Genomic DNA, 19,830 nt, shown 5'->3' with positions numbered 1-19,830 from the left:
GTCGATTATAAAATATAAAAATCCTTAAATAATAATTGATTAGGTGAAGCAATGAAGAAAACAATCATGGGTGCAATGGTGGCGTTAACCATGTTCAGTGGGCAGGCTCTAGCTGCGGGAGATGCTGCAGCAGGTCAAGCAAAGTCGGGAGTATGCGCGGCGTGTCATGGCGCTGATGGTATTGCTGTCATTCCGGGTTACCCAAATCTGAAAGGGCAAAATGAGCAATATATTATCAGTTCAATTAAAGCTTATAAAAATAAAGAGCGAACAGGTGGGCTTGCTGCTGTGATGCAAGCTCAAGCTTCATTGTTGTCTGATGAAGATATCGCTAACCTAGCGGCTTACTACGCAAGTTTGAAGTAAACGCGAGTCTGAAAAAGCTTGGACGATTGGGCATTGAGCAGTCCTCATTGGGTTTTATCAACTCACGATATTCGCTATGTTAATTTGCTCAGCCTGGATTTTCGCTGGTGGATCAGAGACAAACATTGAATGTTGCGAAACGCTAAACGATAATAAGCGCAATCGATTGAAGCTTAAGGGATGAACATGAAAAAAATTGAAGCGATTATCAAGCCATTTAAACTGGATGATGTTCGAGAAGCGCTAGCTGAAGTTGGCATTACAGGGATGACCGTCTCTGAAGTGAAAGGCTTTGGTCGCCAAAAAGGTCACACCGAGCTTTACCGTGGTGCAGAGTACATGGTGGACTTTCTACCTAAAGTGAAGCTCGAAATCGTTGTAACGGAAGATGTGGCTGATAAATGCGTAGAGACAATCATTGAAACCGCGCAAACTGGTAAGATTGGTGATGGTAAAATATTCGTCACTGATATTGAGCGTGTGGTTCGTATTCGTACTGGTGAAGAAGACGAAGACGCGATCTAAGGTTTCTTGTCACTTGTTTCGTATTTATTATGCTAAAAGGGAGCCAAGTGGCTCCTTTTTTGTTGTTTGCTTATTAGTGAAATCATTTAACCCGAGATTTGTTGTTCTAGATTTCGGGTGCCTACATTCAGGTTTGTCGTATGTTTAAGCGTTTTTTTCTGGCGTTAGCTTTTCTCGTAATGGCGGTATTGGTTGGCTTCCAGGTTATTTTCACCGTACCAGATCAGCCGCAAATTATTACTCAAACAGGTACCGAGCTGACACAAGATATCAGGTGCATCGAATTTAGCGATTCAAAAGCTCTCGATCATGACGGCAAAATCAATGTGCTTGTCTGGAATATCTACAAACAGAACCGGGCTAATTGGCAACGTGCACTCGATGAGTTTTCTGCTGATAAGCAGTTACTGTTATTGCAAGAAGCCAGCATGACACCATCATTTAAACAGTGGTTGGTGGATGGTCGCTGGGTTAGTAATCAAGTGAGTGCTTTTAAGGCGCTGGGTAGCGGTGCCGGTGTAATTAGTATTGCTCAAGGGCAACCAGAAAAAGCCTGCGCTTACACCTCTAAAGAGCCGTGGCTTCGCTTACCTAAGTCTGCATTATATAGCCAGTATCACTTGAGTAATGGCGAGAAACTCGCAGTGGTGAATGTACATGCAATTAACTTCACCGTGGGTACAAAAGAGTATGTATCTCAGTTAACGGCGGTTGAAATGCTTTTAAAGCATCATGTGGGGCCAATTCTATTTGCTGGAGACTTCAATAGCTGGAGTGAATCTCGCGTTAATGCGATGAGGCAGGCCTTAAAGGCTGCGGACTTACAAGAGGTGACGTTCTTGCCGGATCATCGAGTCCAATTTATAACAGGGTTACCACTGGACCATGTGTTTTACCGAGGTCTGACGCTTAAGTACGCAAAAGCGCCGCAGAGCGACGCTTCCGATCATAACCCATTGTTATTGTCATTTACGTTAAATAACTAGCTTAGGTTACCACAATATAAAGTGCCCAAATAACGTAGAAGAATACCCATGGCAGGCTTGCTATCACCAAAGCTTGGCCACGTTCAAACTCCGTCCACGTCAGTACAACGCCGTAGCCGAGCACAATGTACCAAGGCAGAAGCAAAGGTAACGAGCTAGCGAAATGAGACCATTCGTTAGTAAGAGGCAGCTTTAATAGACCATTGAGGCTATTTAAATCGGCAGCGTAAGTCATTACCTGACCATGCTTGAGTAGCAAGCTCGCGTAGCTTGCTACATCGCCCAATACTGCTGGGAATAAGATAGCACACGATGCGGCAAACCATTTCCAGTAACCGTATTGTTGTTTGCTTGCCTTTGTTGCAAGAAAGAACCAAAGCGCGAGCAATAGTAAGGTGGCAAAGCGGTTGAATACATCATTGATGATCGCGCTTGCCATTAGCGTGTTTGGTTCTAATAGCTCAATCTGCTTCGGGTCGATTTGCTGAAATTGCGCAGCAAGTTGGTCACTGAGCCACGTGAAATCGACATTCGAAAAGTAAGCACCCCAGAATAAAAACGGACTAAGCATCAGGAAGATGAACGGTTGCCATCCCCATCCACCGCGTTGATAAAGCGCAAGAAAACAAGATGTTGGAGAACGAAAAATGTCCAACAGCATCACAAGTGGATTGCTTGATGGGTTCATACACTTACCTTCGTTACGTCAACGTACAACTTAAGCTTTTGACCTGGTTGTAAGTATTTTTTCTTGTGTAGCGAGTTCCATTTCACGATGTCGTTCGTTTTTACTTTGAACTTGCTTGCAATGCCGCTAATGGTGTCGCCAGAGCGAACGTTGTAGAAAACGGTACGGATCACAGAACCTTTGTCTGAGTCTTTCCAAATCACTAGCTTTTGACCCACACGCAATGGATCTTTAGGGCCCATACCATTCCATTTAGCTAACGATTTATACGACACTTTATTGTTACGTGCGATTGACCACAAACTTTCTCCAGACTGAACGACATGGGTGAGCTTGAGTTGACCACGAGCACGAGATTGAGTCTTGTTTAATCGGTTTTGTGCCGTTAATGCATATTTTGCATCGTCTTTTGTTGATGTCGGAATCAATAGGTATTGACCAATACGAATGTTGTTATTCGATAGGCCGTTGGCACGTCGAATGACTTTCGTGGTTGTGCCGTATTTATTAGCTAGCACGCTTAAAGAGTCACCAGATTTCACCTTGTAGCGAGCGACCTTCATCCCTTTACCGCGATTTTTCTCCACCTTGGTGAGAAAAGTCTCTTTTTTCTCTACGGGAATCAAAAGTTGGTGCGGCCCCTCAGGCGCTGTCGACCACTGGTTGTATGCTGGGTTGTAACTCTGCAACTCTTTTACGCTAATGCCGGCATAATCTGCGGCAATAGCCAGATCTAACTGCTCTTCTGGATCAACAAGCGTTAGAACAGGCTTGTTTGGAATTGCAGGAATATTAAGTCCGTACTTGTCTTGGTTTGCGATAACGTCAGCCAAGGCCAATAGCTTAGGAACGTAACTGCTGGTCTCTTTTGGTAAGTCTAATGAGAAGAAATCGATAGGTTTACCGAGCTTTTTATTCTTACGAATTGCGCTAGAAACTCGGCCTCCACCGCTGTTATAAGCGGCGATTGCATGTTCCCAGTTACCATCAAAACGCTCGTTTAGTTGTACTAGGTAGTCCAGCGCTGCATCCGTTGCTGCTGCCACATCTCTGCGACCGTCATACCAGTAGTTTTGCTCTAATCCCATCATTTTTCCGGTGCCTGGGACAAATTGCCACAACCCAGCCGCGCTACCATGTGAGTAGGCAAAGGCATCGAATGAACTTTCCACTACAGGAAGTAATGCAAGCTCCATTGGGAGTCCGCGCTCTTCGATACGTTTTGTGATCATGTATAGAAAAGGAGTCGCACGCTTAGATACCGTGTAAAGGTGATTTGGGTGCTTTAAATACCACGTACGGTAGTAGTCCACTTTCTTGTGGTTTGGGATATCCATGTCCAGCTGCATGGCGATACGTTGCCACACATCTTCTTGTTCTTGGGGGGAGAGAACTTTAGGCGCGTCGTTAGCGGATTTTTTTGCTAGTGACGATTTATTGCCCGGTTGAGCTTTTACTGCATTTTGCTTTGCAGTCTGCTCAGATTTATTGGTTTCTGGTGTAGAAGACGTTGAATCTGACTGAGTCAATTGACAGCCAGATAATAACAACGCCAACGCCCAAGTATACTTCAAACGCATGGATTCAGCCTATTTAGGGCCTGTTTATCTTCACCTGCCTGTCGCGCAACGTAATGTGCGTGGCAGTCGCAAGATAATAGACATCTTTTAAACACTAACTAATTTATAGAGGCAAAGAGCTTCTAATTATGCAATGGGGAGAAATTCAAATAGATTTATATCAACCCCAAACGTAAGAGAAGCGCCAGTGGCGCTTCTCGAAAAATCAGTCCCTGATAATACTGGGGTCTTGCAAACTTACAAGCAGAAAATGGTTAAAATTCGTTCTTCCACTCGCGTAAAGCAGTAAAAACCGAGCATGGATCGCTATTTTTAATGCGACTAGCAACAGATTGAACCACGTCAGGGTTAGAGGTTCGCAAGAACGGATTAATCCACTTTTCTTTGCGTATTGTTGTTGGAAGTGTCGGAATGTTGAGTGCTCGCAGTCGGTTTACATCGTCGCGATATTGGCGAAGTTGCTCATTGTCAGGTTCAACCGCTAGAGCAAACGCCACGTTACTCGCGGTGTATTCATGCGCGCAGAAGACTTGAGTTTCTTCTGGTAGAGACGTTAGTTTGCTCAGTGATTCAAACATTTGCTCAGGCGTACCTTCAAAAATACGACCGCAGCCAGCAGAAAAGAGCACATCACCGCAAAACAGTTTTCCGTCCCCAACGTAACCGATATGGCCCAAAGTATGGCCGGGTAACCCAAGTACTAAGAAAATCTCACCAAACAACTCCAGCTTGTCGCCTTCTTCCATTGGTGTCGTTAGGGTTGGAATTGGCTCTGATTTTGGGCCCACAACGGCGACGTCAGGAAATGCACGCACTAAGTCTGGAACGCCACCAATGTGATCGTTGTGGTGGTGCGTAATTAAAATCGCTTCTAAAGTTAATTCGTTAGCCTGCAGAAATTCTAATACTGGCTTCGCATCGCCCGGATCAACGACTGCGCAGCGCTTATCGCTATTTTGTATCAGCCAGATGTAATTATCATTAAATGCGGGTATGCTTTTGATCTCTAACACGATTCGTTCTCCGTCACCCATTTTAGTCAGGTGGTTAATGAAACCAGCACTCAGCAACAAAACTATACCACACCCGTCGACTTGGTCAGCAATGAACAACGGTCCGTGGGTGCTTGAGTCAATCCAGACCCGACTTGATGAATGGTGCCCGAAACTCTTCGGCTACCATATGCTCAAACTGGGCGGGTTGAGCTGTGAGCTAACCAGCTGTAATTGTAACATTCAACACCAAGTCAACGTAGATATCCAGAACCCGTTGCATAATGTGATTGCAGATGGTTACGAATTACCCTTTTTGGAAAAAAGCTTTGATGTTGTGATACTCGCTCATCAGCTCGACTATGCAAGCGATCCACACCGTTTGTTGCGTGAAGTCGATAGAGTGATGATGGATGATGGCTATGTAATTATTACTGGATTCAACCCATTAAGCTTGACTGGATTAGCGAGTTTGCTTCCATGGCGTAAACATAATTTGCCTTGGAGTGGACGAATGTTTACGTCGAACCGCATCAAAGATTGGTTAGGGTTACTTAATTATCAAGTGATTCATTGTGATCGTTATGCGCTGTTTCCGATGAAACGTTACCGTACGATGTGGACATGGTTGGAAAATAGTCTTGGTGATTGGGCATCACCCGCTGGGAGTTTGTATTACATAGTCGCGCGGAAACGGACATACCCTCTCAAGCCTATCAAACCGCATTGGCGCTTGAAGAAAAAGCTCACACCACTTGGGGTGATGAATCGAGAGGGTAACACTATGAGGAAAGAATCTCGCTAAGAGGGTTGGTAACCTGTATCTTCCTCAGTTGGGTTTTCTGCAGCAGTCCGGGCTAGCTCATCACACATTTCGTTCTCACGATGGCCCGCGTGGCCTTTTACCCAATGCCATTCAACTTGATGGCGTGCGGTTTCTTTGTCTAGAGCTTGCCATAAATCGGCATTCTTCACGGGTTTTTTATCCGCTGTTTTCCAACCACGCTTCTTCCAGTTATGGATCCACTGAGTAATACCTTGGCGCACATATTGGCTGTCAGTCGTTAAAGTGACTTTACAAGGTTGTTTTAACGTCTGTAGCGCGACGACAGCCGCCAACATTTCCATGCGGTTGTTGGTAGTTAACGTATAGCCTTTGGAAAGTGTCTTTTCTACGTCTTTGTAACGCAATACTATGCCGTAACCACCTGGTCCTGGGTTACCTAAACAAGAACCGTCAGTGAAAATCTCAACGTGTTTGGTCATATTTTTTGGTACTATTAGCCGAAACATTTAATAAAGCATAGTCTGACATACATAACCTTATGAATACCAGCAGCAATTCTGAATATAACCGCATTGTCGTTCTCGATACCGAAACCACAGGTATGAACCGCGAGGGTGGTCCTCACTACATGGGACACCGCATTATTGAAATCGGTGCCGTGGAGATCATCAACCGTAAGCTGACTGGTCGTCACTTCCACGTTTATTTAAAACCCGATCGTGAAATCCAACCAGAAGCGGTTGAAGTTCACGGTATTACGGATGAATTCTTGGTTGATAAACCGGAATACGCGAGCGTGCACCAAGAGTTTCTTGAGTTTATTAAAGGCGCAGAACTTGTTGCCCACAACGCGCCCTTCGATACCGGCTTTATGGATTACGAGTTTGGCATGCTCGATCCTAACATCGGCAAAACGGACGACTACTGCAAGGTGACCGATACCCTTGCTATGGCGAAGAAAATCTTCCCTGGTAAGCGAAACAACCTTGATATCTTATGTGAACGTTACGGTATTGATAACTCGCACCGTACACTCCACGGAGCTTTGCTCGATGCGGAGATTCTAGCCGACGTTTACCTCTTTATGACGGGTGGTCAAACGAGTCTAGAATTTAACGCGAATAAACAAGAGGGTGGGGTAGAAACCATTCGTCGTATTGAAGGAAGAAAAGCGCTAAAGGTTTTGCGCGCAAGTGCCGATGAACTAGAAGCTCACCAAAAAAGATTAGAGTTGGTGAACAACTGTATTTGGCATCAATAGGAGAAGCTATGTTGAGGGCTTTGTTGGTCGCGTTTTTAGCGATATGGAGTAGTCTCTCGAGTGCTGCGAGTGAATCTACAATGTCTTTGTTAGACAATCGCTTTCGAGTTGATCCAACCATCGAGCAGATCACGTTTTTGGTTTATCGTGAGCAAAGTTCTCAGCCAGTTGTTTTAGTCCGTCCTGACGGTAAAAAATACTATGCTTGGGGCTCTTACGACAATGTACGTTGGTATCAAGAAGCCTCACTCGATATTATTTCCGTTGATAACCCTATGCCAGGTCCATGGCAGGCTGTGGGGAAAGTTACGCCTAAAAATAACATCCGCTTAATTTCTCACCTAAAGCTCAGTACGGATCTGTTCCCAAACCGATTATATAATGGGGAAGCGCTTAAGTTTACAGCTCGCCTGACCTCCGACGGCAAACCTCTTGTACTGCGCGACTTCCTTGATCGCGTGAATCTGCGCGTGACATTTACCAAGTTTGTCGAAAATGAAGATGAGCTGATCAAAGAAGCACGTCCAGTGCCGATGGTTGTGGGTGAGTTTTCTGATGACGGCCGAGGCTTGGATGAAAAAGCAGGGGATGGAGTGTTCACGGTTCAGCTCCCAATAGACGTTGAGCCTGGTAAGTACCGTGCGCGCATCACGTCTGGCAATGGCGTATTCTTACGAGCGCAAGAGCAAGTCATCTTGGTTTATCCGAACCCAATCTCTCGTACTTTTATTCAGGCTCGTAATCCCGATAAGCCACACCAATTAGTGGTGAGTGGCGAGCAAGGTATGATTGCACCAGGCTCTATTGCAGTCACAGTGAAAAAGGACGCTCCCGATGGTTTCATTAGTTACAGCCAAGGACAGGTCTCTAAAGATGGAATGAGAGTTACGTTGAACCTCAATAACGATGCTGAGCTTGGTAAGTACGCATGGCGCGGCGAGATCTTTGCCACTGATTTTGCAACTCAGCGCTCGTTGGTGTTTCCTATCCCAGAGCAAACCTTCAGTGTTGTTGATGAAGTTGATCTAGAAGCTGCTCGAATTGCAAAAGAAGCTGAATTAGCCGAACAGCGCCGTATTGAAATGGAAAAGCAAATTATCGCTGAGCGAGAGGCTGAGCGTAAGCGCAGCATGATTATTATCGCGGTGGGTAATTTGATAATGCTGCTGATTGTGATCATTGCATGGATAGTCTGGCGCAAAATTAAAGCGAAGCGCGATGCCATGCCAGAGATGCAATTAGAAGTACCAAAGAAATAGTAGTAACACATAAAGCGAGAAACGGAGCCAATCGGCTCCGTTTTTTTATCAAGTTACCAAGTTGGAAGAAGAAAAATGGATAAATTATGAATATTTAAGTTTACTGTATTCAAATATATGTTTGGGATTTTATATAAATAATATATCATTTTTACTTTCTAAATTGGTTGCATTTTTAATGTGACTAACTTTCAAAACAATCAATTAAAGATAAAGAAATAATGAATAAAATTTTAGCTTTTTTTTGTGCAGTGATAATTGTAGGTTGTTCTTCTATTGATAATGGTGTTAATAATCCAGATTCGGGAAGTAATAATTTAAAATCACTTGATACCTTCACTTTCGATCCCTTAAGTAAAATCCAAAAAGTAGAAATACCAACTTATTATGATGGCTTGTTTGATACAGCAAGACCCTATTTAGATGAAAAGTACCCTTACACCTATGTCAGTAAACCTCAAGCATACATAATTGATGACGAGATTATTTCTTTTGCTCCTTGGTTTCCTGTCGAAGGAAGGTTTACGGTTTTTCCAACCGCTCACTATATAGTTATAACTCAAGAAACCGAGAGTGGCTTAGTCTCCGCACGATTTAATCATGAACAAGTAATTAAGCTGTTAAGTGAAGAGTATAAAATTACTGAGCATACAAGTCCGTTTTTTCATTATGTTCTAGAGGTTTCTCCAAGTGAACAAGCCAATTTTGTAGAAGATATCCATAAAAAATTGAGTAGACTTCCTTCAGAATAAGGATTGTTGGTTGAATTTTGGTCAATAAAGTCAGGGGTTCTGGCTTTATTGATTGCATGGAGTTCTATTTATATTGATTTGGGCTTTGTAATAGGTAGTACGCCATAATAACAAGAGCCGATCTTTTAGGGTTTCTGGATAAATATTCAGCTGTGCGTGATAAATAAGAATAAGTAAACGCGAGGTCTCTGATGAAATACAAAAAGCGTCAGAAGTATAAATACACTCTCCATTCTGAAGAAAAGATTGAGACTCACATTTCAGTGAGTAACGCGTATGACAGCCCTTTTCTTAGTTTGTCCAAACAAGGCGTGTTAACGATTAAAAAGGGCTATGCATGGGATGGAGCGAGTGGGCCAGCGTTAGACACAAAAAACATTATGAAAGCTTCTTTAGTGCATGATGCTCTTTACCAACTCATGAGGGAAGAGGTGTTGCCACAAAGTGCTCGAAAGCATGCGGATACGTTGTTGAGAGAAACATGTTTAGAAAAAGGAATGTCTAGCTTCAGAGCAACTTATATCTATTATGGCGTCAGAGTTGTCGGTGGCTTCTTTTCTAGACCTGATACTTTGTGTGCTTAATGGGAACATCTTTCCAACGTTTAACTGTTTATTTATACAGTTTAGTTATGTAAGCTCCAAGGTGATACAAAGGAGTAGTACATAATGACAATAAGATATGAAGAGCATGTGCCAAGCCCGAAAGAATACTGTGATATGCGTGTCAAAGCCGGGCTATCACCCAAATCGTTGAAAGCTGCTGAAATTGGTCTACCCAATTCGTTATATGGCGTATCTGTTCGGGATGAAGGAAAGCTCATTGCAATGGGTCGGGTTGTTGGTGACGGGGCGTGTAACTTCGAAATTGTCGACGTTGCCGTTGATTCTGATTATCAAGGCAACGGTTTAGGTAGAAAAGTCATGGAATACATCGACGGTTATCTTTCATCTGTTGCACTTGAAGGCTCTTACGTTTCTATGATTGCTGATGAACCGGTCTTTTACGAAAAGCTTGGTTATAGGCTGGTGGCTCCTAAAAGCCAAGGGATGACAAAAAAGTTTAAGCCAAAGGCGTAACACGTATTCAGCTGTGAAGATAAGCACTAGAAAACAGGAGTTTAATTTCCTGTTTTCTATATTAAATTTGTATTTAAGCCACTTCTGGAATTGGTTTGGGTGGCTGCTCTAAATCAGGCTCTTTTTGAACAGTAGGAATTTGTCCCTCACCCACAGCACTGATGTAACAGCCACTAAGTTTAATGGCAAGGTACATATCAGCTCGCAGTAAGATGCCTCCTTCACTGGTGCTGATACCAGTAAGCTCACACCATTGACGAAGACGTCGTTTCCTTCCAGCGAGGATTAAGCGTACGCCTCTCTTTTTCAAAGTATTGTGAATATCTGCCAGTGTTGCCATCACACTGAGATCCAAGTGAGTAAAGCTCGATACGGCGTCGATGACAACGCAACTTGCGTCTTTGTGATGCTCTGCCTGCTCTAACACTCTACGTTTAAAGTAAGGAGCATTGAAGTAAGTTAGCGGTGAGTTAAAGCGGTAAATCACCATTCCAGGAATAGGCGAAGCTTTTCCTGAGTCGTCGATGGTCCGAATGGTACCTTTTTCATCCAAGCCAAGTAGCTGATCACTCGGTCGCATGACAATCCGTAAAAATTGAAACAGCCCTAGCAATACCGCCAAAGTGATCCCCGGTATTACACCCACGATCAACACAGAAATAAAAGTAATGATGGCCAGATAAAATGCATCTTTGTCACGAGATTTTAATTTCCAAATTGCTTTAAGATCGAGCAGCGATAGGGACGCAATGATCAATACAACACCAAGTGAAGCGATAGGGATGAACTGCAAAGGCTCGTAAATAAATACCGCAATAATGGCAATGGTGATTGCGGCGACAATCGAAACTAATTGAGATTTACCGCCATTTGCATCATTGACGGCTGTGCGTGAGTCAGCGCCGCTTATTGCGAAACCTTGTGAAAACGCTGAGGCAATGTTGGCAAAACCCAACGCCTGAAACTCTTTATTTGCATCAATATCATAACCGTTTTTAGCCGCGAAACTGCGGGCGGTGAGCATCATGCTAACAAAACTGACAATCGCAAGGTTGAGCGCCGGGACTACTAGTTCACGAACTTCACCTAGCTCAAATTCCGGTGTTTGAAACTGAGGGAAGCCACCTTGAGTGAGTCCGACAACCGATACGCCCATCTCTTGTAAATGGAAAAACCAAACTGACGCAGTAGTTACGAGGATCGCCAGCATGGCAGCAGGCCAAGTTGGTCGGTAGCGTTTGGTGAGCAAATAAACGACAACCGTCACGATACTCAGAGTTACAGTAGGCCAATGAAGATCGGTTAATCGTTGTGGAGCTTCCCATAAACGTTCCAGTAAATAACGTTGCTCGTATTTCAAACCGACTACTTTCGCAAACTGACCAACGATAATTGTGAGAGCAACACCGTTGAGTAGACCCAAAAGAATCGGACGAGAAAGGAAATCTGCAAACACTCCTAGCTTGAAACGACTTGCCAGTACACACCAAATCCCCGTCATCGCTGTCATGGTCATAACCAACTGCCAATGTTTTGTGGGGTCACCTGCGGCAAGTGGTGTCACAACAGCAGCAATCACTGCACAGGTTGCTGCATCGGGTCCGACAATGAGTTGTCGAGATGTGCCCATCATGGCGTAAACCAACATTGGCAGTACACACGAATACAGACCGACAATTGCGGATACACCAGTTAACTGTGCATAAGCTATGGCAACTGGCAGTGCAACCGCGACAACAGAAAAGGCGGCTCTGAAGTCGTTAACAAACCATTCTTTTTGATAATGCTTAAGCTGAACAAGCCCTGGGAACCACTGTGCGAGTAATATTTTAGCCAACGGATTTACCATATATGTGAGTGAGTTACTTAAAGTATACACCGCTTAGTTGGAACGTCTGTGAGTTAGTTATCACTGGAAATCGGGGGAAAGATTGGAGTGCGTGGCTTTTATTGCGATTGCGCAGGGGCTTCGTGGTGTGAGGTGTTATGAACGCTATTCTGGAAGCAATAAAAAACGGGAGCTGATACTCCCGTTTGTGGTCTCAGATTCTAGAGTTATGCGACGCTATCCATCTGAGGGTATAGCGGCTTTGCGGCAAGCAGTTCCGGCTCAAAATCGTCAACGTTGATTGTATCTAGACGATGCTGTTCCGCTTCTCTGAGTAGATCGGCTTCTTCTTGCGTGATAAAGCCTTGCTCTAGCCCTTCCTGAGCAATCATATCCAAACGTAAGAATGGGCGACGCTTACCTTGCGCTTTACATACTTTGTCAAACACAGGCTCAGCTTGAAGAATGACTGATAGTGCAAGCTCAATCTTACCTGCTGCGTTGTGCTCGGTTGGTTCAAGGTATTGACCGCGACCAATGCGTGAGCGCGTTGCACTTGGCGTTTGTAGAATGCGTGCCACTTTACTGTCTAGTTTATCGCTTGGTGCTTTGCGTACGCGACCAAATGGCATGATTAATACGCGTAGCGCACGGCCAATTACTTTGTTCGGGAAGTTTGCTAAGAATTCATCTACTGCCACTTCCGCTTGTTTCAAACTGTCTTGTAGACCCCAGTGTACTAATGGTAAATCTTCGACTGGACGGCCATCTTGCTCAAAACGTTTCAACGTCGCAGAGCTCAAATATAGCTGGCTTAGAATGTCACCAAGACGTGCTGATAGACGCTCTTTACGCTTCAAAGAGCCACCTAGCACTGCCATTGAGATATCCGATAGCAGAGCAAGGTTTGCACTGTAACGGTTCAATTGTTGGTAGTAACGCTTGGTTGCATCTTTGGTTGGTGATGAAGAGCCCAGACCGTCGCTCAAACCAAACCAGATACTGCGCACTAGGTTACTCATTGTAAAGCTCACGTGACCAGCAAGCGCTTTATCAAATTTCTCGACAGCATTACTTGCTTCAGAATACGCCGCGTTCATTTCTTCAAGAACGTACGGATGGCAACGGATTGCGCCTTGGCCAAAGATGATCATTGAGCGTGTTAGAATGTTAGCACCCTCAACCGTTACCGCGATTGGCGCACCTTGGTAACCACGAGCTAGGAAGTTAGAAGGTCCCATACAGATACCTTTACCGCCTACGATGTCCATTGCATCGATGATGCTTTGCTGGCCGCGGTGCGTACAGTGATACTTCACGATAGCTGAGATTACTGAAGGCTTTTCACCTAAGTCGATACCCGCAACGGTTAAGTTGCTTGCTGCATCCATCACGTAAGCATTACCACCCAAGCGTGCTAATGGTTCTTCAACCCCTTCCATATGGCCGATAGGCTGTTTGAACTGACGGCGAATACGTGAGTAAGCACCGGTTGCCATTGCCGCAGTTTTGATGCCACCTGTTGAGTTTGAAGGTAGCGTGATACCACGTCCAACCGACAGACACTCAACCAGCATACGCCAACCTTGGCCCGCCATTTTTTCGCCACCGATAATGAAATCGATAGGAACAAAGATGTCTTTACCGCGCGTTGGACCATTTTGGAATGGCACATTGAGTGGGAAGTGTCGGTTACCAATCTCAACACCTTTGACATCAGTTGGGATAAGCGCACAAGTGATGCCAAGATCTTCTTTGTCGCCTAGCAAACCTTCAGGGTCGCGAAGTTTAAATGCTAAGCCTAGTACCGTTGCGACTGGCGCTAGGGTGATGTAGCGCTTGTTCCAAGTCAGGCGCATACCCAGTACTTCTTTTCCTTCCCATTCGCCTTTACAGACCACACCGTAATCTGGAATAGAGCCTGCGTCAGAACCCGCTTCTGGGCTCGTTAAGGCGAAACAAGGGATTTCCTTACCTTCAGCTAGACGCGGTAAGTAATGATTTTTTTGATCTTCAGTACCGTAGTGTTGCAGTAGCTCACCTGGGCCCAAAGAGTTAGGAACACCAACGGTAGACGATAGAACGCCAGAAACACCCGTTAGTTTTTGTAGTACTAGTGATTGCGCGTATGCTGAGAATTCCAGACCACCGTACTTTTTCTTAATGATCATGGCGAAGAACTTATGATCTTTCAGGTATTGCCAAACTTCTGGCGGTAAGTCCGCGAGTTCATGGGTCACTTGGAAATCACTCACCATGGCGCACACTTCATTCACAGGGCCGTCTAAAAAGGCTTGTTCTTCCGCACTTAACTTAGGTGCTTGAATCGCGTGTAGCTTTTGCCACTCTGGTTTGCCTTTAAACAGTTCGGCTTCCCACCAGACGGTACCTGCGTCTAACGCTTCTTTTTCGGTTTGAGACATAGCTGGCAGCACTTTCTTGAAAAGTACTAACGCTTTGCGGCTAATTAAAGACTGACGTACGCCAGGAACCGCGAGCACAGCTGCGGCGAGAACGTAAATAGCCCAACCAATAACGCCGACAGTTCCTGCTACTGTAAGAGCCAGCATGGCCGCGGTGAGTAAGCTAATAGATTTCACGAGAGACATGCGGTGGTAGAGCGTAATGCCTAGCACGATCGCCATCGTGATGATTGAGAGCAAGATGTCCATATATATTTTCCTTTTCAGACTTTATAAGTTTTGTACGTCTGCATGTTAGGTAAGAGGTCTAACCAGTTGGTTTAAGTGTAATCAAAATATTAAGGAAATGTAAAACATAAGATTGGATAAAAAGTGATCTAAGTAGAGTTAAAATTCTAAAGTTGAGATTTGAGTGATGGTTTCATGAGCAAGTTGACAAGTTTATTACCATCACTAATCTAAATCTGTTGGTTCACTATCGACACTAATTCTCGTTTGTGGGTAAACTCAGAGTAATCAAACCCGAGTTCAGGTTTATGAAATGTCCGATACCAAATTGGTATCAGAACAATTTGCTCAGTGAGTCTAGAGCTGACTGAAGCCGAAATAATAAAGAGAACGTCTTATGTACCATGATCTGATTAGAAGTGAATTAAACGAAGCTGCTGAAGTGCTCAACAAATTTTTAAGCGATGACCATAACATTGCGCAAATCGAAGCAGCGGCGAAAATGATTGCTGACTCATTCAAGCAAGATGGTAAAGTATTGTCATGTGGTAACGGTGGTTCTCACTGTGATTCAATGCACTTTGCCGAAGAGCTAACAGGCCGTTACCGAGAAAATCGTCCTGGCTATGCTGGTATTGCTATTTCAGATCCAAGCCACCTTTCTTGTGTGAGTAATGACTTTGGTTATGACTTCGTGTTTTCACGTTATGTAGAAGCGGTTGGTCGAAAAGGTGACGTACTGTTTGGTCTGTCGACTTCAGGTAACTCAGGTAACATCCTGAAAGCGATTGAAGCAGCACAAGCGAAAGGCATGAAGACGATTGCGCTAACAGGTAAAGATGGCGGCAAAATGGCAGGCCTTGCAGATATTGAAATCCGCGTGCCACACTTTGGTTATGCAGACCGCATTCAGGAAATTCATATTAAGATTATTCATATCATCATTCAGTTGATCGAAAAAGAGATGGAATAATCGTTTACGGCCACCGTTTCGAGCTGTGTTGTTAGGGAGTTTTTTAAACCATGTGTGAATTGCTCGGTATGAGCGCTAATGTTCCAACGGATATTTGTTTCAGTTTTACTGGGCTCATGCAGCGTGGAGGTCGAACCGGCCCACACCGTGACGGATGGGGGATCACCTTCTACGAAGGGAAGGGCTTTCGAACCTTCAAAGATCCCAAGCCAAGTTGTGAGTCTAAAATTGCAGAGTTGGTACAAAATTATCCCATCAAAAGTCGTGCGGTCGTTAGTCATATCCGACAGGCGAATCGTGGTGGTGTTAATTTAGAAAATACTCATCCCTTTACACGTGAGCTGTGGGGTAGGTATTGGACGTTTGCGCATAACGGTCAGCTCTCTGGCTATCAAGACTTGCATACAGGTCGACATCGACCTGTCGGTGAAACAGATAGTGAACTGGCATTTTGCTGGTTATTGAAGCAAATGGAAGATCGATATCCTGAGCCACCAAAGGATATGGAGTCGGTATTCTTATATGTTGCTAAATGTTGTGATGAGCTAAGAGAGAAGGGTGTATTTAACATGCTTCTGAGTGATGGTGAGTATGTAATGACGTATTGCACCAATCATTTGTATTGGATCACAAGACGCGCACCGTTTGGAAAAGCCGCGTTGCTTGATGAAGATGTGGAAATTAACTTCCAAGAAGAAACAACGCCACACGATATCGTTTCTGTGATTGCAACTCAACCTTTGACGGGCAACGAAGCTTGGCAGCGTATGAAACCTGGCGAATACGGCTTGTTTCACCTAGGTGAACTAGTCAAAAATAATGCCTCTGAACTGGTAAATGTGCCGTTTGCGGCGGCTAAGCCGGGCAATCAAGCGCCAACCGAACCGTTAGAGTGATGGTCTCTTACTCTGAATATAAAAATAAAGCTCGCTTAATCGCGAGCTTTATTTTTATGCGTTTTAAACCGAGGGCGGATACGGATGAGCATTCTTACTTTCTAGAGTGCTGGTAGTAGAGTCCTAGTCTCGCTAAGGCTTGCTGTAAAGACGTAACTGATAGAAATTTCTCATAAAACACCTCGTCAGTCTGAACGGTGAAGAACGAACCAGATTCAGAATCTACTTTCCGAGTGTTATGTTACTCAAGTGGTTATGGGATTTTTTAGAATGTTGGGTTTTAGGTTTCTAGTCTCACCATGGTTTTCTTGAATCAAGTTTATAAGTATTAAAACAACCAAGAGCAGCCCTCAGGCTGCTCTTTTGTGCTTGGAGTTTATTATTCAGGGCTACTCATCTGAGGCGTACCCATGTACGCCAAGCTCTGCGCCATCTAAATAGGCTTTACCATCCTTCATGATCAACCGCTCGTCTACCAGCCACTTAGCCACCATAGGGTAGATTCGGTGCTCCTGCGCCTGAACACGTGCCGCAAGTACACTAGCATCATCGTCTTCGAACACAGGAACTTTTGCTTGCAGTATGACAGGGCCACCATCAAGCTCTTCCGTTACAAAGTGCACACTCGTACCATGTTCTTTATCGCCAGCATCAATTGCTCTCTGGTGTGTGTGTAGCCCAGGATATTTTGGTAGAAGAGAAGGGTGGATATTGATCATCTTACCCATGTAATGAGAAACAAATGCGCTGCTCAGAATGCGCATGTAACCAGCAAGAATAATCACGTCTGGTTGGTATTCATCTATTTGACTCATTAGTTCTGCATCAAAGCTTTCACGCGAGCTGAATGCTTTAGGGTCGACAAAGTGACCGTCCACATCAAACTTTTTTGCACGTTCTAAACCAAAAGCATCTGCTTTGTTAGAGAACACGGCTGCCACTCGTGCGTTTGGCATGCTGTCTTCGCAAGCTTCCAAGATAGCTTGCAGGTTACTTCCGTTACCCGAGATGAGGACCACAATGTTTTTTAGGGTATGGTTTTTCATGATGTCGAGAGCGCCTTGGTATTGTAGGTTGGAGTTATGTAGCTTCTAAACTACCTACTAATAGAATGGTTTTTAGTGTTCTAGATAGCAAAATGAGGACCTAGTCATCTAGTGTCCTCATTCTTCTTATCTTTTGAGCTCGATTTGCAAATTATTGGATTTCAACTTGCTCTTCGTTCGCGTCTGCTTGTGCGATTTGACCAATCACCCACGCGTTTTCGCCTTCTTCTTTAAGAAGAGCAACTGCTGCATCTGCCTGGTCTTTCGGTAGTGCGACGATTAGACCTACACCACAGTTGAATGTGCGGTACATTTCGTGTGTGTCGACGTTGCCTTTCTCTTGTAGCCACTTGAAGATAACTGGCCATTCCCAACTGTTACCATCGATAACTGCTTTCGTGCCTTCAGGCAGTACGCGTGGGATGTTTTCCCAGAAACCACCACCAGTGATATGAGAAATCGCATGGATGTCGTGTTTCTCAATCATCTTAAGTGCTGACTTGATGTAAATTTTTGTTGGTTCTAGTAGGTGCTCACCAATAGTGCGGCCTGCTAGCTCTTCGCTCTTATCTGCACCAGATACTTCTAGGATCTTACGGATAAGGGAGTAACCGTTTGAGTGTGGGCCGCTTGAACCAACAGCGATAAGTGCATCACCAGCAGCGACTTTCGTGCCGTCAATCACGTCTTCTTTTTCTACTACGCCAACACAGAAACCAGCTACGTCGTAGTCTTCGCCTTCATACATGCCAGGCATCTCCGCAGTTTCGCCACCAATTAGGGCACAACCTGCTTGAACACACCCTTCTGCGATACCTGAAACAACATCCGCTGCGGTATCAACGTCTAGTTTGCCTGTTGCGTAGTAATCTAGGAAAAACAGTGGCTCTGCGCCTTGCACGATAAGATCATTTACACACATTGCCACTAGGTCGATGCCAATCGTGTCGTGCTTGTTCATATCCAGTGCTAGGCGAAGTTTTGTGCCAACGCCATCAGTACCAGAAACCAGTACAGGTTGTTTGTATTTAGTTGGCAATTCGCATAGCGCGCCAAAACCACCGATACCACCCATAACTTCAGGGCGACGAGTACGTTTTACCGCACCCTTAATACGATCCACAAGCGCGTTGCCTGCATCAATATCTACACCAGCGTCTTTATAGCTAAGAGAAGAGTTGTTACCACTCACAGGGAAGTCCTCGGTATTAAGTTGGATATGAAAACGGCGCTATTCTAACAGTGCTTAAACATAGATAGCAAACGTTTGCGTCTGTTTTTTTCTTTAGTGATTTATCCTGATATCCCTGTGAAAATCATGTATAATCTGAAGGTTTGTTTAAATATTGCCAACTATAGCCGGAGATGGACATGAAAGTTGTTGAAGTAAAGCACCCTCTAGTAAAACATAAAATTGGTCTAATGAGAGAAGGTGACATCAGCACAAAACGTTTTCGTGAGTTAGCGACTGAGGTCGGTAGCCTACTTACTTACGAAGCAACGTCAGACTTTGAAACAGAAAAAGTGACCATTGATGGTTGGAACGGTCCGGTAGAAGTAGACCAGATTAAAGGTAAAAAAGTAACCGTAGTGCCAATCCTACGTGCAGGTCTAGGCATGATGGATGGAGTTCTTGAGCACATGCCAAGCGCACGTATCAGTGTTGTGGGTATTTACCGTGATGAAGAAACGCTTGAGCCAGTTCCTTACTTCAACAAGCTTGCTTCAAACATCGAGGAGCGTATTGCGCTTGTTGTTGACCCAATGCTTGCAACAGGTGGTTCTATGATTGCTACTATCGATCTCCTAAAAGAGAAAGGTTGTAACCAAATCAAAGTGCTGGTACTTGTTGCTGCACCAGAAGGTATTGAAGCGCTAGAAAAAGCACACCCAGATGTTGAGCTATACACTGCGGCAATCGATGAGAAGCTTAATGACAAAGGCTACATCGTTCCGGGTCTAGGCGATGCAGGTGATAAGATCTTCGGTACTAAGTAATTCTTTGATGTATTACTATGACTGAACAGAAAAAGGCTTGGTGAAAACCAAGCCTTTTTTGTATCTACTGTGCCGTCCTAAATAAGGTTGACACTTTCCACCCCCAAAATTGGAGAGTGTTATGAAATCAACAACTAAAAGAACTCAGCGCGATTACTCCCTC

20 protein-coding genes are annotated in these 19,830 nt (G+C 44.5%); 12 read left to right on the top strand and 8 right to left on the bottom strand.

Annotated features, from left to right (window positions below):
• Positions 1–51: 51 nt before the first annotated feature.
• The 3 genes from IQP38_RS23980 (at position 52) to IQP38_RS23970 (ending at position 1,877) form a co-directional block, all read left to right on the top strand.
• Positions 52–366: a c-type cytochrome gene (locus IQP38_RS23980; protein ID WP_017636043.1), complete on the top strand. Its 315-nt coding sequence runs from the start codon at positions 52–54 to the stop codon at positions 364–366.
• 186 nt (positions 367–552) lie between these two features.
• A complete protein-coding gene (glnB, locus tag IQP38_RS23975) occupies positions 553–891 on the top strand; it encodes a nitrogen regulatory protein P-II (RefSeq protein WP_005380372.1) in 339 nt (112 codons plus the stop codon).
• Positions 892–1,031: 140 nt separating this feature from the next.
• Entirely contained in the window at positions 1,032–1,877 is an 846-nt protein-coding gene (locus IQP38_RS23970; protein WP_017636044.1) for an endonuclease/exonuclease/phosphatase family protein, read from the top strand.
• 1 nt (position 1,878) lies between these two features.
• On the opposite strand, the gene IQP38_RS23965 is transcribed toward IQP38_RS23970, so the two are convergent.
• From IQP38_RS23965 to gloB, 3 genes are all read right to left on the bottom strand, one after another.
• Positions 1,879–2,565 (bottom strand): YIP1 family protein, encoded by a 687-nt coding sequence (locus tag IQP38_RS23965; protein WP_005380375.1) that lies wholly within the window; start codon positions 2,563–2,565, stop codon positions 1,879–1,881.
• A complete protein-coding gene (locus IQP38_RS23960) occupies positions 2,562–4,145 on the bottom strand; it encodes a lytic transglycosylase (protein ID WP_017820746.1) in 1,584 nt (527 codons plus the stop codon). Before IQP38_RS23960 ends, IQP38_RS23965 begins: the two co-directional genes overlap by 4 nt.
• A 254-nt stretch (positions 4,146–4,399) precedes the next feature.
• Positions 4,400–5,158: a hydroxyacylglutathione hydrolase gene (gene gloB / locus IQP38_RS23955; RefSeq protein ID WP_017636045.1), complete on the bottom strand. Its 759-nt coding sequence runs from the start codon at positions 5,156–5,158 to the stop codon at positions 4,400–4,402.
• 37 nt (positions 5,159–5,195) lie between these two features.
• Between gloB and IQP38_RS23950 the strand changes: the two genes are divergently transcribed.
• Complete coding sequence (locus IQP38_RS23950; protein WP_017636046.1) at positions 5,196–5,942, top strand: class I SAM-dependent methyltransferase; 747 nt, start codon at positions 5,196–5,198, stop codon at positions 5,940–5,942.
• On the opposite strand, the gene rnhA is transcribed toward IQP38_RS23950, so the two are convergent.
• Positions 5,939–6,403, bottom strand: coding sequence for a ribonuclease HI (gene rnhA / locus IQP38_RS23945; protein WP_005380384.1), 465 nt, complete (start codon positions 6,401–6,403; stop codon positions 5,939–5,941). The genes IQP38_RS23950 and rnhA overlap by 4 nt on opposite strands.
• Before the next feature lie 59 nt (positions 6,404–6,462).
• Between rnhA and dnaQ the strand changes: the two genes are divergently transcribed.
• The 5 genes from dnaQ to IQP38_RS23920 all read left to right on the top strand — a co-directional run bounded on the left by dnaQ (position 6,463) and on the right by IQP38_RS23920 (position 10,275).
• Positions 6,463–7,185 carry a DNA polymerase III subunit epsilon gene (gene dnaQ, locus IQP38_RS23940; RefSeq protein WP_017636047.1) on the top strand — a complete coding sequence of 241 codons (723 nt, stop codon included), beginning with the start codon at positions 6,463–6,465 and terminating at the stop codon, positions 7,183–7,185.
• A gap of 8 nt (positions 7,186–7,193) precedes the next feature.
• Positions 7,194–8,444, top strand: a complete 1,251-nt coding sequence (locus IQP38_RS23935) for a TIGR03503 family protein (protein WP_025768253.1) — start codon at positions 7,194–7,196, stop codon at positions 8,442–8,444.
• A gap of 221 nt (positions 8,445–8,665) precedes the next feature.
• Positions 8,666–9,196 carry a hypothetical protein gene (locus IQP38_RS23930; protein ID WP_005380387.1) on the top strand — a complete coding sequence of 177 codons (531 nt, stop codon included), beginning with the start codon at positions 8,666–8,668 and terminating at the stop codon, positions 9,194–9,196.
• A 191-nt stretch (positions 9,197–9,387) separates the two neighbouring features.
• A complete protein-coding gene (locus IQP38_RS23925; RefSeq protein ID WP_017633769.1) occupies positions 9,388–9,780 on the top strand; it encodes a DUF1353 domain-containing protein in 393 nt (130 codons plus the stop codon).
• Between the two features lie 84 nt (positions 9,781–9,864).
• Positions 9,865–10,275: a GNAT family N-acetyltransferase gene (locus IQP38_RS23920; RefSeq protein WP_017633770.1), complete on the top strand. Its 411-nt coding sequence runs from the start codon at positions 9,865–9,867 to the stop codon at positions 10,273–10,275.
• Between the two features lie 73 nt (positions 10,276–10,348).
• On the opposite strand, the gene IQP38_RS23915 is transcribed toward IQP38_RS23920, so the two are convergent.
• Together IQP38_RS23915 and fadE are read right to left on the bottom strand one after the other, a co-directional pair.
• Positions 10,349–12,124: a SulP family inorganic anion transporter gene (locus IQP38_RS23915; protein ID WP_005380390.1), complete on the bottom strand. Its 1,776-nt coding sequence runs from the start codon at positions 12,122–12,124 to the stop codon at positions 10,349–10,351.
• 206 nt (positions 12,125–12,330) lie between these two features.
• The gene (fadE, locus tag IQP38_RS23910; protein ID WP_005385392.1) at positions 12,331–14,775 is read right to left on the bottom strand and encodes an acyl-CoA dehydrogenase FadE; all 2,445 of its coding nucleotides are present in this window, start codon (positions 14,773–14,775) and stop codon (positions 12,331–12,333) included.
• A 376-nt stretch (positions 14,776–15,151) separates the two neighbouring features.
• Here fadE and lpcA point away from each other — a divergent pair, with 376 nt between their 5' ends.
• Complete coding sequence (lpcA, locus tag IQP38_RS23905) at positions 15,152–15,727, top strand: D-sedoheptulose 7-phosphate isomerase (protein WP_005380392.1); 576 nt, start codon at positions 15,152–15,154, stop codon at positions 15,725–15,727.
• A gap of 50 nt (positions 15,728–15,777) precedes the next feature.
• A complete protein-coding gene (locus tag IQP38_RS23900; protein WP_005380394.1) occupies positions 15,778–16,623 on the top strand; it encodes a class II glutamine amidotransferase in 846 nt (281 codons plus the stop codon).
• A gap of 389 nt (positions 16,624–17,012) precedes the next feature.
• On the opposite strand, the gene purN is transcribed toward IQP38_RS23900, so the two are convergent.
• Both purN and purM read right to left on the bottom strand, forming a co-directional pair.
• Positions 17,013–17,669, bottom strand: a complete 657-nt coding sequence (purN, locus tag IQP38_RS23895) for a phosphoribosylglycinamide formyltransferase (protein WP_005394347.1) — start codon at positions 17,667–17,669, stop codon at positions 17,013–17,015.
• Between the two features lie 151 nt (positions 17,670–17,820).
• The gene (gene purM / locus IQP38_RS23890; protein ID WP_005389861.1) at positions 17,821–18,861 is read right to left on the bottom strand and encodes a phosphoribosylformylglycinamidine cyclo-ligase; all 1,041 of its coding nucleotides are present in this window, start codon (positions 18,859–18,861) and stop codon (positions 17,821–17,823) included.
• 179 nt (positions 18,862–19,040) lie between these two features.
• On the opposite strand from purM, the gene upp reads away from it, so the two are divergent.
• The gene (gene upp, locus IQP38_RS23885; RefSeq protein WP_005380401.1) at positions 19,041–19,667 is read left to right on the top strand and encodes a uracil phosphoribosyltransferase; all 627 of its coding nucleotides are present in this window, start codon (positions 19,041–19,043) and stop codon (positions 19,665–19,667) included.
• Positions 19,668–19,830 lie beyond the last annotated feature (163 nt).

It is taken from the genome of Vibrio sp. OPT41 (assembly GCF_015163595.1).
In the GTDB taxonomy this organism is placed as follows: domain Bacteria; phylum Pseudomonadota; class Gammaproteobacteria; order Enterobacterales; family Vibrionaceae; genus Vibrio; species Vibrio alginolyticus.
This window is presented reverse-complemented; position numbering and strand designations above follow the sequence as displayed.